At 59.5% G+C, this 15,020-nt stretch carries 14 protein-coding genes; 11 read left to right on the top strand and 3 right to left on the bottom strand.

Annotated elements, in window-relative coordinates:
- Window positions 1-126 precede the first annotated feature (126 nt).
- On the bottom strand, window positions 127-1,119 hold the full coding sequence (locus AC0L7P_RS05310; RefSeq protein WP_473434787.1) for a C4-dicarboxylate TRAP transporter substrate-binding protein: 993 nt from the start codon (window positions 1,117-1,119) through the stop codon (window positions 127-129).
- Window positions 1,120-2,143: 1,024 nt separating this feature from the next.
- On the opposite strand from AC0L7P_RS05310, the gene AC0L7P_RS05305 reads away from it, so the two are divergent.
- The 9 genes from AC0L7P_RS05305 (at window position 2,144) to AC0L7P_RS05265 (ending at window position 12,022) form a co-directional block, all read left to right on the top strand.
- A complete protein-coding gene (locus AC0L7P_RS05305) occupies window positions 2,144-2,404 on the top strand; it encodes a hypothetical protein (protein WP_473434786.1) in 261 nt (86 codons plus the stop codon).
- Between the two features lie 3 nt (window positions 2,405-2,407).
- Window positions 2,408-3,124, top strand: a complete 717-nt coding sequence (locus AC0L7P_RS05300; protein WP_473434785.1) for an SDR family NAD(P)-dependent oxidoreductase — start codon at window positions 2,408-2,410, stop codon at window positions 3,122-3,124.
- A 10-nt stretch (window positions 3,125-3,134) separates the two neighbouring features.
- Complete coding sequence (locus AC0L7P_RS05295) at window positions 3,135-4,166, top strand: alcohol dehydrogenase catalytic domain-containing protein (RefSeq protein ID WP_473434784.1); 1,032 nt, start codon at window positions 3,135-3,137, stop codon at window positions 4,164-4,166.
- Window positions 4,167-4,297: 131 nt separating this feature from the next.
- Window positions 4,298-5,914 carry a GMC family oxidoreductase gene (locus tag AC0L7P_RS05290; protein ID WP_473434783.1) on the top strand — a complete coding sequence of 539 codons (1,617 nt, stop codon included), beginning with the start codon at window positions 4,298-4,300 and terminating at the stop codon, window positions 5,912-5,914.
- 60 nt (window positions 5,915-5,974) lie between these two features.
- The gene (locus AC0L7P_RS05285) at window positions 5,975-6,931 is read left to right on the top strand and encodes an ABC transporter permease (protein WP_473434782.1); all 957 of its coding nucleotides are present in this window, start codon (window positions 5,975-5,977) and stop codon (window positions 6,929-6,931) included.
- A 49-nt stretch (window positions 6,932-6,980) separates the two neighbouring features.
- Window positions 6,981-8,018: a sugar ABC transporter substrate-binding protein gene (locus AC0L7P_RS05280; RefSeq protein ID WP_473434781.1), complete on the top strand. Its 1,038-nt coding sequence runs from the start codon at window positions 6,981-6,983 to the stop codon at window positions 8,016-8,018.
- A gap of 63 nt (window positions 8,019-8,081) precedes the next feature.
- On the top strand, window positions 8,082-9,062 hold the full coding sequence (locus tag AC0L7P_RS05275) for an ABC transporter permease (RefSeq protein ID WP_473434780.1): 981 nt from the start codon (window positions 8,082-8,084) through the stop codon (window positions 9,060-9,062).
- Window positions 9,059-10,561: a sugar ABC transporter ATP-binding protein gene (locus AC0L7P_RS05270; protein ID WP_473434779.1), complete on the top strand. Its 1,503-nt coding sequence runs from the start codon at window positions 9,059-9,061 to the stop codon at window positions 10,559-10,561. The genes AC0L7P_RS05275 and AC0L7P_RS05270 overlap by 4 nt, the downstream gene beginning before the upstream one ends.
- Before the next feature lie 27 nt (window positions 10,562-10,588).
- Complete coding sequence (locus AC0L7P_RS05265) at window positions 10,589-12,022, top strand: aldehyde dehydrogenase family protein (RefSeq protein WP_473434778.1); 1,434 nt, start codon at window positions 10,589-10,591, stop codon at window positions 12,020-12,022.
- Window positions 12,023-12,028: 6 nt separating this feature from the next.
- On the opposite strand, the gene AC0L7P_RS05260 is transcribed toward AC0L7P_RS05265, so the two are convergent.
- Entirely contained in the window at window positions 12,029-12,730 is a 702-nt protein-coding gene (locus AC0L7P_RS05260) for a FadR/GntR family transcriptional regulator (protein WP_473435403.1), read from the bottom strand.
- 204 nt (window positions 12,731-12,934) lie between these two features.
- Between AC0L7P_RS05260 and AC0L7P_RS05255 the strand changes: the two genes are divergently transcribed.
- Both AC0L7P_RS05255 and AC0L7P_RS05250 read left to right on the top strand, forming a co-directional pair.
- Window positions 12,935-13,390, top strand: coding sequence for a hypothetical protein (locus AC0L7P_RS05255; RefSeq protein WP_473434777.1), 456 nt, complete (start codon window positions 12,935-12,937; stop codon window positions 13,388-13,390).
- Entirely contained in the window at window positions 13,330-14,058 is a 729-nt protein-coding gene (locus AC0L7P_RS05250) for a mandelate racemase/muconate lactonizing enzyme family protein (protein ID WP_473434776.1), read from the top strand. Before AC0L7P_RS05255 ends, AC0L7P_RS05250 begins: the two co-directional genes overlap by 61 nt.
- A gap of 273 nt (window positions 14,059-14,331) precedes the next feature.
- Here the strand turns inward: AC0L7P_RS05250 and AC0L7P_RS05245 are convergent, their stop codons facing one another.
- Window positions 14,332-14,985 carry a class II aldolase/adducin family protein gene (locus tag AC0L7P_RS05245; RefSeq protein ID WP_473434775.1) on the bottom strand — a complete coding sequence of 218 codons (654 nt, stop codon included), beginning with the start codon at window positions 14,983-14,985 and terminating at the stop codon, window positions 14,332-14,334.
- Window positions 14,986-15,020: the final 35 nt, after the last annotated feature.

Below are 15,020 nucleotides of genomic sequence, written 5' to 3'. Positions count from 1 at the left end.
CAAGCAAGGCAAGTGCAGAAAATGAAATCAGATTTTCAGCGCGCCTGACCCAAACACCAATGAAATCCATACCGCCCCCCGGATTGGTCCGGCCAGACATTGGCCGGGCGCGTTGGTCTTCGCAGATCAGTTATCCAGAATCGCGCGGACCCGGTCATAGAGCCCGTCCGACCACTCGGGGAACTTGGTATAGACAACGGCAGTCGCCGCCTGAAACGCCGGGATATCCACATCGCGGTTAAAGGTAACGCCTTCGGCCTCCAGCTTTGAAATCCACTCTTCCTGACTGTTCAGCATCAGATCGGTCATGAACACACCGGCATTGATCGCCTCCTCGCTCAGGATGGTCTGAATGTCCCCGGGCAGTGCGACAAATGTATCGGCGTTCATCATCAAACCCGTGAACCCCTTGAAGTGACCGGTCAGGGAAATGACCTTTTTCGCCTCATAGAGCTTGGCCCCATAGATCGACGGCAAAGGTGCCTCGGCCCCGTCAACGACCCCGGCGGACAGGGCGGAATATACCTCGCCCCAGGCAACCTGTGTCGGGCGCGCGCCCATGGCCTCGAATGTTTCGACCCACATGATGTTTGGCGGGGTGCGGAACGTCATGCCTGCGGTATCGGCGGGCGTGCTGATGGGTTTGTCGGCCAGCATGTGACGCGACCCGAACAGCCAGTTCAGCGACAACAACTCTAGCCCCGATTCACTGCGCAGCCGGTCTTTCATGTCGGCATAAAGATCGGAATCGACGATCTTTTGAAAATCGCGCGGATCATCCAACAGGTATGGCCCGCCCAGCACCCCGAAATCGGCCACGAAATCACTGAGATATCCCGGGTCCGAGATGGTGATGATCGGGGCCCCGGCGCGCACCTGTTCAAACACTTCGGGGTTCGATCCCAGTTGCGCGTTGGGAAAAATCTGAATCGCGACACGGCCTTCGGTGCGCTCTTCGACATTCTTAACGAACTCTTCCATGGCCTGCTGAATCGGCTCCTTGTCCGATGTCACATGGGCCAGACGGAATGTGTAATCCTGCGCCGTGGCGGCCAATGGCGCCAGTGCAAGTGCGGCGGTGGCGAGCAAACGGCCGGCACGGCCAAAGTTAAACGACATGGTGTCCTCCCTATATCGTTGTGCGCCCAGAGGGCTGTCAAAGCCGGTTCACCCGGCTCGCGGTTCTTGCCAAATCATTATCACGGCTATTTCATATGTCAAAGTAATTTTTATACTTGCAAAATACGACAGCGATGGAGCATGGTCGCGTCAGACTCAAGGGAGGCGAAAAACATGATTCTCAGAGGCATGACATGGGATCACCCAAGGGGTACGACCCGGTGATCGCCGCGTCTGCTGCCTATGCCCGCACGACCGGCGTTGAGATTTCCTGGGACAAGCGATCGCTTCAGGCCTTTGCCGATGCATCGATCGAGGAGATGGCCGAAACCTATGATTTCATCGTGCTGGATCATCCCCACGTGGGCCAGATTGCCGAAACGGGCGCATTGCTGCCCCTGCCCGCGCCGCAGGATGGCAACGCGTCACTGGGCGGCTCTGCCGAAAGTTATCTGTGGAATGGTGAGTGCTGGGCCTATGCACTGGACGCCGCCTGTCAGATGTCGGCCCATCGCCCCGATCTGGATGTGCCTCTTCCCACCCGGTGGGAAGCGTTTCTGAAACCGGATGCCAAACAGTTGCGCCCGCTTACCCCGCTGCTGCCGGTCGATGCGTTTGATATGTTCATGACGCTGGTGGCCGGGCGCGGTGGCGTCACGATGCCCGTTGATGACCAGCGGTTCGTGTCAGATGACAACGGGCTTTATGCGCTCGACATCCTGCGGGCGCTCTATCGGCTTGGCCCGGATGAACAACTGGGCATGAACCCGATTCACGTTCTGGAAACCCTGTCCGAAAGTGACGATTTCGCCTGTTCGCCCTGCCTGTTTGGCTATGTCAACTATGCCCGACCGGGGTTTCGCAAACATCGCATTTCATATTTCGACATGCCATTGTGCAAGGGCGCCGCCCGCCCGCGCGCAATCCTCGGGGGGCCGGGATTGGCGTTTCCGCCGAGACCGCACACCCCGGGGACGCCGTTCGATTTGCCCAATGGATCGTATCCCCCGAGGTGCAGTCGGGCGTGTATCTGGCCAACAACGGCCAACCTGCCAATCGCCACACATGGCTGGCCCAACAACACGACCCGGATGTTTCGGGGTTCTTCAGGGGCGGGTTCAACACCATCGACAACGCCTGGACGCGCCCACGCACACCCTGGTTTCTCAGCTATGTCGATGCGGTTTGCGCAATCATGCCGGATTTCTTTCGCAAGGACATTCCGGCGGAAACCTTCCTTGCCACACTCAATTCACTTTATCGCCAGCACGCAAAAGGGGCCTGAACCATGCCAGTTGCCATCATCACCGGCGGAAACAAGGGCCTTGGCCTGTATCAGTCAAAACGCTTTCTGGAGGCCGGATTCGACGTTCACGTGGTGGCGCGCAGCCGGGGGGATTTTGACAGCCTCGGGACAGGCGCGCAGTTTCACGAACGTGATATTGCCCAGGATCGCAGTGCCGATTGGCTGACTGAAATTCACGCATCCAGCGGCCCGATCGCGGCCCTGGTGAACAACGCCGGGGTGCATCTGAAAAAGCCGATCTGGGATGTGGCGCCTGATGAACTGGACCACGTGCTGGATATCAACGTGCGGGCCATGTTCGCGATTTGCGGGCGCTATGTTGCGCTGCACCGCGATTGCGGCGGCGCCATTGTCAACGTCGCCTCCATGGGCGCGATTCTGGCGCTGCCCTCTGCTGCGGCCTATGTCACCGCCAAAACGGCGGTGGTCGGGCTGACCCGCTCCGTCGCGGTGGATGCGGCGCAGTTCGCCATCCGCTGCAACGCGGTCAGCCCCGGCTTCATCGACACCGACATGACACGCGCGATCCTGCAAAAAGATCCGGCGCGACGGGACAAGATCGAAGGCCGCATTCCAACCCACAGCTTTGGTCAGCCCGAAGATGTCGCTAACGCGATCTTTTATCTCGCCTCATCGCAAGCCGCCTATGTGAACGGCGTCAACCTGCCCGTGGATGGCGGTTATGCCATTGGGTTCTGAAGGAAAAATCATGGGACATCTCGAAACGAAACTGACCGCCGCCCGCGCCGTAAACACCGCAGAACAGCAGGCGCCAGGCGACATTCCGCCCGGCTATGCGCGCCTGCGTCTGGCGGTGGCCAGTCTGTGTGGCACCGATCTGCATTACTATTCCCACTTTGCCAATGCCGGGTTTCAGTTGAAAAACCCGGTCACGCTGGGCCACGAGGCCTGCGGTTATGTGGTTGATCCAAACGGATCGGGCCTGAAAGAGGGGCAGTTGGTCGCGCTGAACCCGATCATGAATTGCCAGCAATGTGCCCCCTGTCAGCGGGGCGAAGAAAACCTGTGTACGGCGAAAAAATTTCCCGGGTCGGCCACGACCGTGCCGCATCTTGACGGGTTCTTTCGCGCAATCATAGACCACCCGGCACGCTGTTGCCGCCCCGTCGCCAATCACGTGAACCCTCGTCACCTGACCTTTGCCGAACCCATGGCCTGTGCGTTGCACGCGCTCAACAAAGGGGGCGTTGCCGCCGGACAAAAGGTGTTGGTCACCGGATGTGGCCCCATGGGCCTGTTGGCCATTGCCGGGGCGGCGGCGCGGGGCGCAGATGTCACCGCGCTGGACCTGCGCCCGCCAGCGGTAGAGGTGGCCGTGAAAGCGGGCGCCAAGACGGGGCTGGTCGGCGGCCAATTCGACGAGACCGGCCTGGAAAAGCAATTCGATGTGGTGATCGAGGCCAGCGGCGCGATCCCGGCGTTCAACACCGCCCTGAAGGCGGTGCGCCAGAAAGGCCGGATATCAATTCTGAGCAACATTCAACTGCGCGAGGCACAGGTGTTGCTGCACCTGATCATGCTGAAAGAGATCGAGATCGTCGGTTCATTTCAGTTCAACCGTGAGTTCGAAGAGGCGGTGCGCCTGGTGGAAAGCGGCGGGGTGGATTTCGACGCTCTGACCGCCCGCGCCTTTCCCCTTGCCCGGACGGGCGACGCGCTGGAGCTGATGGCCTCGGGCGCGGCGTTCGGAAAGATCATCCTGTTGGGGGATGAGCGATAGTTTGGTCTGACGATTTATACGTATTTTCTAAAATTTGACGCCAATGCTGCAAACATATTGCAATTTGTCATTTTTGGTCATACCAAAATAAGAATGTAGGGGGGAACAGAATATGCCAACCGGAAACTGCCATGACTGAAACGTTCGACCACATCGTAATCGGTGGCGGCTCGGCGGGCTGCGTGGCAACGTCCCGCCTTGTGGAAGCAGGCGCAAAGGTTTTGCTGCTGGAAGGTGGGCATCATCACCGGCATCCGTTGCTCGACATGCCGCCGGGGGTGTTCAAGCTGCTGAAGAACGGCTCGAAATTCTTCAACACCCACCAATCCGTTCCGCAAAAGCACCTGAACGGGCGGCGCGCAGAAATCCCTCAGGGCAATGTTCTGGGGGGTGGGTCAACCGTGAACGGTCAGGCCTATGTGCGCGGGCGCCCCAGTGATTACGACGAATGGAATGATATCCTGCGCGGCAACAACGACGCCGTCAGTTGGAATTGGGAAAACGTCCTGCCGCATTTCAAGCGGCTGGAAGGGAACAAGAAATTCAACGACGATCTGCACGGCTGTGACGGCAAACTGGTGGTGTCCGACCCCGGCCATATCGACGATATGGCGCGGTGGTTCGTTCAGGCGGTTCAGGCCCAGGGCGAACCGTTCAACCCCGATTTCAACGGCGCAAATCAGCGGGGCGTCGGGTATTTTCAGTTCACCTATAACCAGGGGCAACGGGTGTCGGCGGCCTATGCGTTTATCGACCCGCTGATGAAAAACCCGAACCTGACCCTGCGCCTGCAATCGCGGGTGCAGCGGATCATCATCGAAGGCGGGCGCGCGGTTGGCGTGATTTACAAGGACAAAAGTGGCACGACACATGAGGTGCGCACCGATGGCGAAATCATCCTGTGCGCCGGTGCCCTGATCACGCCGAAACTGTTGATGCTGTCCGGCCTTGGCCCCGCCGATCACCTGCAATCCCACGGGATCGACGTGATCGAGGATATCGCCGGTGTGGGGCAGAACCTCAAGGATCACCCGGATGTGTCGGTGGTGGCACGGGCGAACGGGCCTTACGGATACTGGAAGCAGGATCGCGGCTGGAACATGATCCGCAACGGTCTGGAATTCAAACTGTTCGGGCGTGGAAAAATCACGACAACCGGGCTTGAGGCCGCCTGTTTCGTGAATCCAACCGACCCCGAAGCGCCCCCAACCCACGAGGCATACTGCATTCCGATCATGTATCTGAATGACGAACAATTGCAGGATATCAAAGAGGATTACGGCGTTTCGATCCAGATGGTTCTGCTGAAACCCCATTCCTCGGGCGACGTGCGCCTTGCCTCGGCCAACCCGGCGGACATGCCTTTGGTGGATCCGAATTTCCTGAAGGATCAGCGGGATATGGACGAGATGATCAAGGGCTTGCGGTATTTCCGCGAGACCATGCAAACCCGCCCCCTGGCGGACAGGATCGACCGGATCGTCGCGCCGCTGGATTTTTCCGACGCGGCGCTGAGCGAACATTGCCGCAAGGTGGTGAAAACCAATTTCCACCCGGCAGGCACGGCCAAAATGGGCGCAGATGGCGACCCGGGCGCGGTGCTGGATGCGCGAATGCGGGTGCGCGGTATCGAAGGGCTGCGGGTCTGCGACATGTCGGCGGTGCCGACCATTCCGGCGGGCAATACGAATGCACCGGCAATGGTGCTGGGGGATCGGTGCGCCGACATGGTTCTGGGCGCGCTGTGATGCGCGTTCACAGAAAACATCTTTGGACGGATCAAACAGAACGGCGCAGCGGGGGAGCACATGCCTGATATCGGAAAACTTCTGCGAGAGAAGAACATCATCTTTGTCACGATTGCCCTGTGTCTGATTTTTTACATGATCAGCCCGCGGTTTCTGAGCGTTGACAACATGTCGGCCATTTCACGGCAAATCGTGCCCATCGGGCTGATCGCGCTGGGGCAGTTCTTTGTCGTGGTGTCGGGCAATATCGACCTGTCCATGGGCATGGGATCGGTCCTGTTCGCGATCCTGCTGGGCGTGTGTTTCGGCGCCACGGGGGGCGTCGGTGTGGGGATCGGGGCGGTTATCGTCGCATCGCTGGCCGTCGGGTTTTTCAACGGCGTTCTGGTGGCCAAACTGAAACTGCCCGCCTTTATCGTAACCCTGTCGATGCTGTTCATGGCGCAGGGGCTGTCCGGGCTGATCATCCCGCGCGGGCAACAGATATTCCTGATGGGCGGCTTTTTCCGCTTTGTGGGGTCCGAGAAATTCATGGGCTTCTACCTGTCGTTCCTGTTTCTCGTCGCGCTGTTTGTGCTGGCCTATATCGTTTACAATCACACCCGCTGGGGCGCCTATATCGTGGCCATCGGCAACAGCGAAGAAAACGCCAAACTGGCAGGCATCAACGTCGACCGGGTGAAAATCGGCATCTTCATGTTTTCCGCCCTGTGCAGCGGTTTTGCCGGCGTCATGCTGTCCACGCGCATGGGGTTCGTTCAACCGGGCCTTGATGGCAACGGCCTGCTGCTGGACGGGATCGCGGCGATCATCATTGGCGGAACGTTGATTTTGGGCGGGCGGGGCACCATCGGCGGTGCCTTTTGGGGGCTGCTGTTTATCGGCGTGATCAACAATTCCCTGAATCTGCTGAACGTCGAGGACGTCTGGCATCAAGTGTTCAAAGGCGCCGTCATTCTGGCGGCACTGGGTGCGAACTGGGTGCTTTGGCAATCGCGACAGGCCGAGGCCCATTAAGCGGACAACAACCAAATACGACATTGGACAAACCTGGAGGAGAATCCCAATGAAGCTGACACCACGCCTTGTGGCAACCACCGCACTTGCAACCCTGTTTGGCGCGGGCGCGGCCCTTGCCGCAGACGATAAACTGGATATCGTCTTTATCAACGACGGCCACGTCGCGCCTTATCATGTGGCCTGGCTGACTGGTTTTGAAGACGCCATCGCCGCCTATGACAAGGCCTTTGACGATGTGAAAATCACCGGGCGCTGGCTGTCGGCGGAAGGGTCTTTGGAAAAGATGATCCAGCAGACCGAGGTGACAATCAACGAACACCCCGATGTAATGTTCGTGAACGCCATCAACGTCGATGCCTTTGCCCCGCTGGTGGCCAAGGCACAGGCAGCCGGCATCACCTGGATCGCCGTGCATTCCCCCATGGAAAGCGCCGATTACAGCTTTACCCTCGGCGATGTGGTGAACGGCACCAATCAGGGCATGGCCATCTGCGCGCTGTCCGGCGGCAAACCCTATAAGGTTGGCGTCATGTTGGGTCAGGCGGGCAACCCCTCGGGCGAGGCGCGGCGCGAGGGTATCCTGAAAGGGATCAACACCTGCGATAACGTCGACGTGGTGGCCGAACAGCCCGCCGATTGGGACACCGTAAAGGCACAGGAAATTGCCGAAAACTGGATGACCCAATTCCCCGATCTGAACGCGATTTCGGGCGTGACCGATGGCTATATGTATCCGTCGATCGCCATTGCGGCCAACAGCGGCAACAGTGATCTTCAGTTCTTTGGCTATGATGGCGACATCCCGATCCTGCAACAGATGAAAGATGGGCCGGTGATGGCCGATGTCCTGCTGTCGGGCACCCGCGAAGGGTGGAATTTTGTTCAGATGGCCTATCGCATCCACAAGGGCGAAACCCTCGACAAGGTTTATGATTTCTTCACGCCGCTGGTTATGACCAAGGCCAACCACGAAAAGGCGGTCGCAAACGGTTTCCCGGCAGATGTCGAAGTGTATGACGTGGATCAGGCATTGGAGGTGGCCGCCAAGGGCTATCTCGAATTCGGCCCCGAATCCGTCAAGTAAAATGAACCTGCCACCGGTGCCCAAAGGGTGCCGGTGGCCCATGGGCCGTCAGGGAGGATGAAGATGGCAAGCACAACGGCAAATGGCGTCGGCGCACCGAAAAAGTCGATTGATAGCCTCGCTTTGCGCTATCTCGTGTTGGTCGGATTGATCGCGGTGGCGTCAATCGGGTTCAGCATCGCCAATGACAACTTCTATTCCCTGACGAACCTCGGCATCCTGCTGCGCTCGATCTCGGTTCTGTTCCTACTGTCCATGGGCATGACGTTCATCATGCTGACCGGTGGCATCGACCTGAGTGTCGGGTCCAATGTCGCCTTTGCCGGGGGTGTCGGAGTGATTGCCCTGACCACGACCGGCAGCGCGCTTGTGGGGTTCGGCGCGGCAATCCTTGCGGGCATGGCCATTGGTGCGGTCAACGGGTTCTTTATCGGGCGCCTGAAACTTTCGGCGTTCATGGTCACGCTGGCCACCTATGCATTGGCGCGCGGGTTGGCATTGGTGATCTACAACGCGACGTCGATCAACGTGACGAACGACACCTTCCTGTGGCTGGGCGGGGTCAGCTGGGGCAACATGCCCGTGGTCATTCCCTTTGTCGCGCTGGTCTTTTTCGCCCTGTCGGTGCTGCTGTATAAAACCACCTTCGGGCGCGACGTCTATGCGGCGGGGTCCAACTTTGCCACGGCCTTTGTGCTGGGGCGGCGCCCCGAACGCACCCTTGTGTGGATATACGTCCTGTCCGGCGCATTGGCCGGATTGTCGGCGATCATCACCGTGGGGCGCGTGTCTTCGGGGCAACCCTGGGCCGGGCTTTACCTTGAGTTTGACGCGATCACGGCGGTGATCCTTGGCGGAACCTCGCTGTTCGGCGGGCGGGGCCGATTGCTCGGCACCATCCTCGGGGTGCTGCTTTACGGGATCATCATCAACGGCCTCGTGCTGACGGGCACCAACCCTTACCTGCAAAGCCTGATCAAGGGGGCGATCCTGTTGGGCGTCGTGGTTCTGGACAACTTTACACAGCGGGGGAAAACAGCATGACCAACCGGATCGACATGAAGGGGATGGGCAAAAGCTTTTTCTCTACCCGCGCGTTGGACAACGTTGATTTCACTTGTGTCGCAGGCGAGGTTCACGCGCTGGTCGGGTTGAACGGCGCGGGCAAATCGACCCTGATGAAGGTATTGGGCGGGGTGTATTCCGCCGATGAAGGGGTGATCGAAAAGAACGGCACGCCCATCGAAATCAACGCACCCGCCGATGCAGGCGCCGCGGGAATTTCGATGATCCATCAGGAATTGTCGCTGATCAACGAGTTGACCGTTGCGGCAAACATCTTTCTGGGGCGCGAGTTGAAGCGCGGCAATTCACCGTTCCTTGATAAACGTGAAATGGCCCGTCAGGTGAAAATCCAGCTGGACCGGTTCGGCCTGACCCTGAACCCCAATCGCCCGGTGCGCGAATTGAATTCAGGGGAAAAGCAGATCGTCGAGATTATCCGCGCGCTCATGTCCAACAGTTGGCTGATCGTGATGGATGAACCCACCTCGGCCCTGTCCGAGGAAGACAAGGACCGCCTGTTTCAGTTCATCGCCCGGATGAAGGCCGAAGGCATCGCCATCATCTATATCTCGCACCACATGCCCGAGATTTTCGGCATCGCCGAACAGGTGACGGTCATGCGTGATGGGGTGGTCGTTTTGTCGGAACGCACCGCCGACACATCAGAGGAACACGTTATTCAATCGATGACCGGCAAGGCGCTTGAGCAATTCGTGAAACCCGCCAAAGAGGTGTCAGGCACGCCGATCCTGTCGGTAAACGGCCTGTCCAAACCGGGCGCCTATGACAACGTCACGCTGGATGTGCGCCCCGGTGAAATCGTCGTGATGACCGGGTTGCGGGGCTGTGGCGCGCCGGACCTGGCCAAGGCGATCTTTGGTCTCGATGGCGAATATTCCGGCACTGTCACCTATCAGGGGCACGTCCTGAAACCCGGGCGCGGCCCTGCTGTTGCAGTGCATCAAGGCATGGGGTTGGTGACTGAAAACCGCGACAAGAACGGCATCCTGCCGCCCCTGTCGGTGCGTGACAACATTGCCCTGCCGTTTCTGGAAAAGGCGGTACGCGGCGGCGTGATTGATGCCCGCGCGATTGACGCGGTGGTCAGCAAGGCGATCCGCGATACCTCGACCAAAGCATCCTCGCCCGATCAGGAAATCCGGTTTCTGTCTGGTGGCAACAAGCAAAAGATCTGTTTCTCGCGCTGGCTGGATGAGGATCTGAAACTGCTGATCCTGCTGGAACCCACCCGTGGCATCGACGTTCACGCCAAGGCCGACATCTATCGCATCATCGAGGATCTGGCCGGACGCGGCGTTGGTATTCTGGTGCTGTCTTACGAAATCGACGAGGTCATCATGCTCGGGGATCGGGTGCTGACCCTGTATCAGGGCCAGAGCGTTGCGGAATACGCCTATCCGAACTTCGACAAGGATCAGATGCTTGCGGATATGGCCGGTGCCAGCCGCGTGCATTGATCCCTCTGCCCCCTGAAGGAGAATACAGTGCTCTATAAAAGTTTCATCGACAATCAATGGGTCGAAGCGTCGGACGGCGCGCGCATGTCGGTTCAGAACCCGGCAACGGGCGAGGTCTGGGCCGAAGTGCCCGCCTGTGGCAGCGCCGAAGCGATGCGCGCACTGGAAAGTTCGCAGCGTGCGCAAAAGACATGGCAGATGCTGCCGCCCGTGGAACGCGCCGCCTATATCTACAAAATCGCCGCCGGGATCGAGGCCGAGCGCGCCCTGTTCGAGGAACTGCTGGTCAAGGAACAGGGCAAACCCCGCGCCGAAGCAGCGGGCGAGGTGGATGATACCATCCGCTATTTCACCTATGCCGCCGAGGCCGCGCGCCGGCTGCGCGGCGATATCTTTCCGTCCGACAATCCACGCGAACAATTGTTCATTTACAAGGTACCTTACGGCGTGACCCTGGGCTTGTGTGCGTACAATTACCCCCTTGCCCTGATCGGGCGCAAAGCCGGGCCTGCCCTGGTCACCGGCAATACGATGATCCTCAAACCTCACGAGGCAACGCCGGTGACCGCATCGGTGTTCTGCCGGATCGTCCAAGAGGCGGGCCTGCCTGCCGGGGTGATCAACATGCTGACCGGCACCGGCACCGATGTCGGCGCGCCCCTGGTCGAAAGCCCGATCGTGCGGATGATCACCCTCACCGGATCAATCCGCGCCGGGCAGATGATTGCGGAAGCGTCGGCCAAAAACATTACCGCGCTTTCGCTGGAGCTGGGTGGCAGTGCGCCGTTCATCGTGCTGAAAGACGCCGATATCGACGCCGCCGCCGAGGCCTGTGCCACCGCCCGTTTTGCCAATGCCGGGCAGGTTTGCATCTGTAGCGAATCGGTGCTGGTCGAAGCGGCCGTGGCGGATGACTTCACGCAAAAGCTGTTGGCCCATGCCGCCAGAATCTCGCTTGGCGATCCCATGACCAACGGCGGCATGGGGCCGATCACGACGCCGGGTGCACGGGACAGGGTGGAACAGATCGTCGCCGATTCCGTGGCGAGTGGCGCAAAGATCGCACTGGGGGGCAAGCGCCCCGAGGGCGCGGCGTTCAAGACAGGCAACTGGTTTGAGCCGACAGTCCTGATCAATGCAACCCCGGAAACCGCCGCCGTTCGCGAGGAAATCTTTGGCCCGGTCCTGCCCATCGTACAGGTTGCGGATTACGAAGAGGCATTGGCGATTGCCAACGCCCGCCCGGATGGTCTGTCGGCCTATCTCTGGACCCGGAACCCTTCGGTTTACATGGATGCAATCCAGCGGTTGGAAACCGGAACGATCTTTCTGAACTCTGGGATCGCGGGGAATGTTCAGGGGTATCACAATGGGCACAAGTTGAGCGGTGTGGGGGGTGAGGATGGGGTTTATGGTATTGAGGGGTATTTGCAGAAGCGCACCGTTTATCAGAGATACTGATGCGCCTCAGATGTCGCCGAAGGTTTCGCTGACGTGTTTCCACGCCTTGTCGAGATGGCGGCGCATGGCGGTTTCGGCGGCATCTGGATCGCGCATGAGGATGGCGTCGAAAATGTCCAGATGGGCCTGATAATTGTCGCGGTTGCGGTCCTGCAACCGCGGCATCTGCGACCATTGCGGCGCAAGCCAGGTGGTATAGGCCTTGTGGAGCGCCACAAGAACGGGGTTGCCGGTGATCTGATACAGCACCGAATGAAACGCCGTGTCGGTCTGATAAAACAGATCGCTGTCATCAATGGCCGCGCCGTTGATTTCCAGCGCCTGTTTCAGCGCGGCGATATCATCCTTTGTCCCATTGGCCGCCGCCTGCCGGGCCAGCGAGGTTTCCAGCAGAACGCGGGTGTCGAACAGGTTTTTCACCCCGCCCTGCTGGCCCAGAAGATGGGTGACGATGCTGCTTACCGCATCGACCGCCGTATCAAACCCCGGCGTGCGCACGACAGGGCGGTGGCGCGGCAGGGCCTCGACCAGCCCGCGCGACGACAAGAGGCGCACCGCCTCGCGGACCACGGTGCGGCTGATGCCGAATTCCTCCATCAGATCCCGTTCCGGCGGCAGGGGGGTGCCGTCTGCCAGAATGCCGGCGTGAATCCGGCTTTCGATGGTCGTGACCACGAGATCCGCCGCCCGGCCTTTGCGATCCTGCATGTCCACCTGCCCCTCCTTCATACCGCTGACGGGAATCATCCATCCTGCATACACTGAAACCCCCGGGGAATGCGATTTGTGAGCATCATCTTTACTTTGGTACGACGAAATACAGGAATATACGATTCAACTTTGGAATATACGCATATAAACCTTTCGGAGCGCCCATTATGGGCGTACAAAAGACGCAACAGGGGAACTTTCATGGCGCAAAACCACACCACAACCGACCGACACCGGATCGCGGATATCACGGTTCAACTGTTTCATGTCCCCCTGGCCGAAGTCCTGTCCGATGCCAAACACGGCGATCATACGCATTTCGAACTGATCACGGCAACCATCCGGCTTGCCGACGGAACCGAAGGCACCGGATACACCTATACCGGTGGCAAGGGCGGGCGGGCCATTGCCGCGATGATCGACCATGACCTTGCGCCGTTCCTGATCGGACAGGACGCAACCGCGGTCGAGGCCCTTTACGACGCAATGCAGTGGCATGTGCATTATGTGGCGCGCGGCGGGGTCGCATCCTTTGCGATTTCGGCGGTGGATATCGCCCTGTGGGATATTCGCGGCAAACAAACGGGAAAACCCTTGTGGGACATGGCGGGCGGCACGGCGGACCGCTGCCGCGCCTATGCGGGGGGATCGACCTGAATTTCCCCCTGCCCAAGCTGCTGAACAGCATTCAGGGCTATCTGGACCGTGGCTTTGACGGCATCAAGATCAAGATCGGCCAACCCACCCTGGAGGAAGACATCGCCCGCATCGCGGCGGTGCGCGGCCTGATCGGCCCGGACGTGGCATTCATGGTCGATGCCAATTATTCAATGAGCGTGGATCAGGCAATCACCGCCGCCCATGCCTTTGCGCCCTATGACATCACATGGTTCGAGGAACCGACGATCCCCGACAATTACAAGGGCTATGGCCAGATCGCCAGGGCCACGGGTATGCCCCTTGCCATGGGGGAAAACCTGCACACGATCCACGAATTTGAATATGCGTTCGACGATGCGCAGCTCGGCTTTGTTCAGCCCGACGCGTCAAACTGTGGGGGGATCACCGGATGGTTGCAGGTGGCCCGGCTTGCCCGCAGGCACGATATCCCCGTCTGTTCGCACGGGATGCAGGAACTGCACGTCAGCCTCGTTTCCGCCCAACCGAACCCCGGCTGGATCGAGGTCCATTCCTTCCCTATCGACGAATACACCACCCGGCCCCTTGTCGTCGAAAACCACCTGGCCATCGCACCAGACACCCCAGGCATCGGCGTCACATTCAATTGGCAAAAACTACAAAACGCTCACACAAAACAACGCTGAAAAATTGTACCTGCCCGTCTCCGGCACAAAGGGTGGCAAGACCCCGCTCAGCGCCTCGATGGCAATCTCGGGACGCATTCCCCCACTGCGCCGCGACATCTTGGGTACTGCCCGTGGGGATATCGGCGATTTTCTTTTGCGGTTGCGGGATTGATCAACGCATGGGCATCGCCCCCACGGAAGGCGCCCCAGGCGCCGCCGATATAGAATCAGTCATATGTATGTCATCCTCGTTCCCCTCTGGGGTCCAAGGGGTCATGGGGTTCTTTTCGTTTACGTGTCACTCAGGCCGTAGCCTGCGATCTTGTCGATGACGTCCTGTATCTGGGCCTCGCTCAGCAGCGGCGGTTCGCCCAGTTGCAGGCAGCCGTGATATTGGCGGGCCAGCGTTTCCAACTCTTCGGCCAACCAAAATGTCTGGGCCAGATCACTGCCTGCGGCGATCATGCCGTGATGGGCCAGCAGGCAGGCCTTGCGCCCCTCCATGGCCTGCAAGGCCAGGCGCGACAGTTCGGCCGAGCCATAGATCGCATAGGGCGCACAGCGGATGTCGGGGCCACCAAAGACGGCAACCATATAGTGAATCGGCGGGATGGCGCGGCCCATGATCGCCAGCGTGGTGCAAAAGGTCGGATGGGCGTGCAGCACCGCGTTGGCATCGGGGCGGGCCAGCAGGATGTCGCGGTGAAAGCGCCACTCGCTCGACGGTTTGAATGGCCCGTGCGCCGTTCCATCCATCTCAAGAAAGGTGATGTCGCCCGGTGTCAGGCTGTCATAGGCGCGGCTGGTGGGGGTGATCAGCAACCCATCCCCATGGCGCAGACTGATGTTGCCGGAGGTGCCTTGATTCAGCCCAGAGGCATTCATTTTCAGGCAACAATCAATGATCTCCTGCCGCTTTTCGTCTTCGCTTTGGTTGTCCCGCATCTTGATTTCTCCCTTTATCGTTAGCCGCCAGCCCG

This window comes from Oceaniglobus sp. K40-3, from assembly GCF_055808395.1.
Note: the sequence above shows the minus strand (reverse complement) of the source record. Positions and strands in the feature narration are given on the sequence as shown.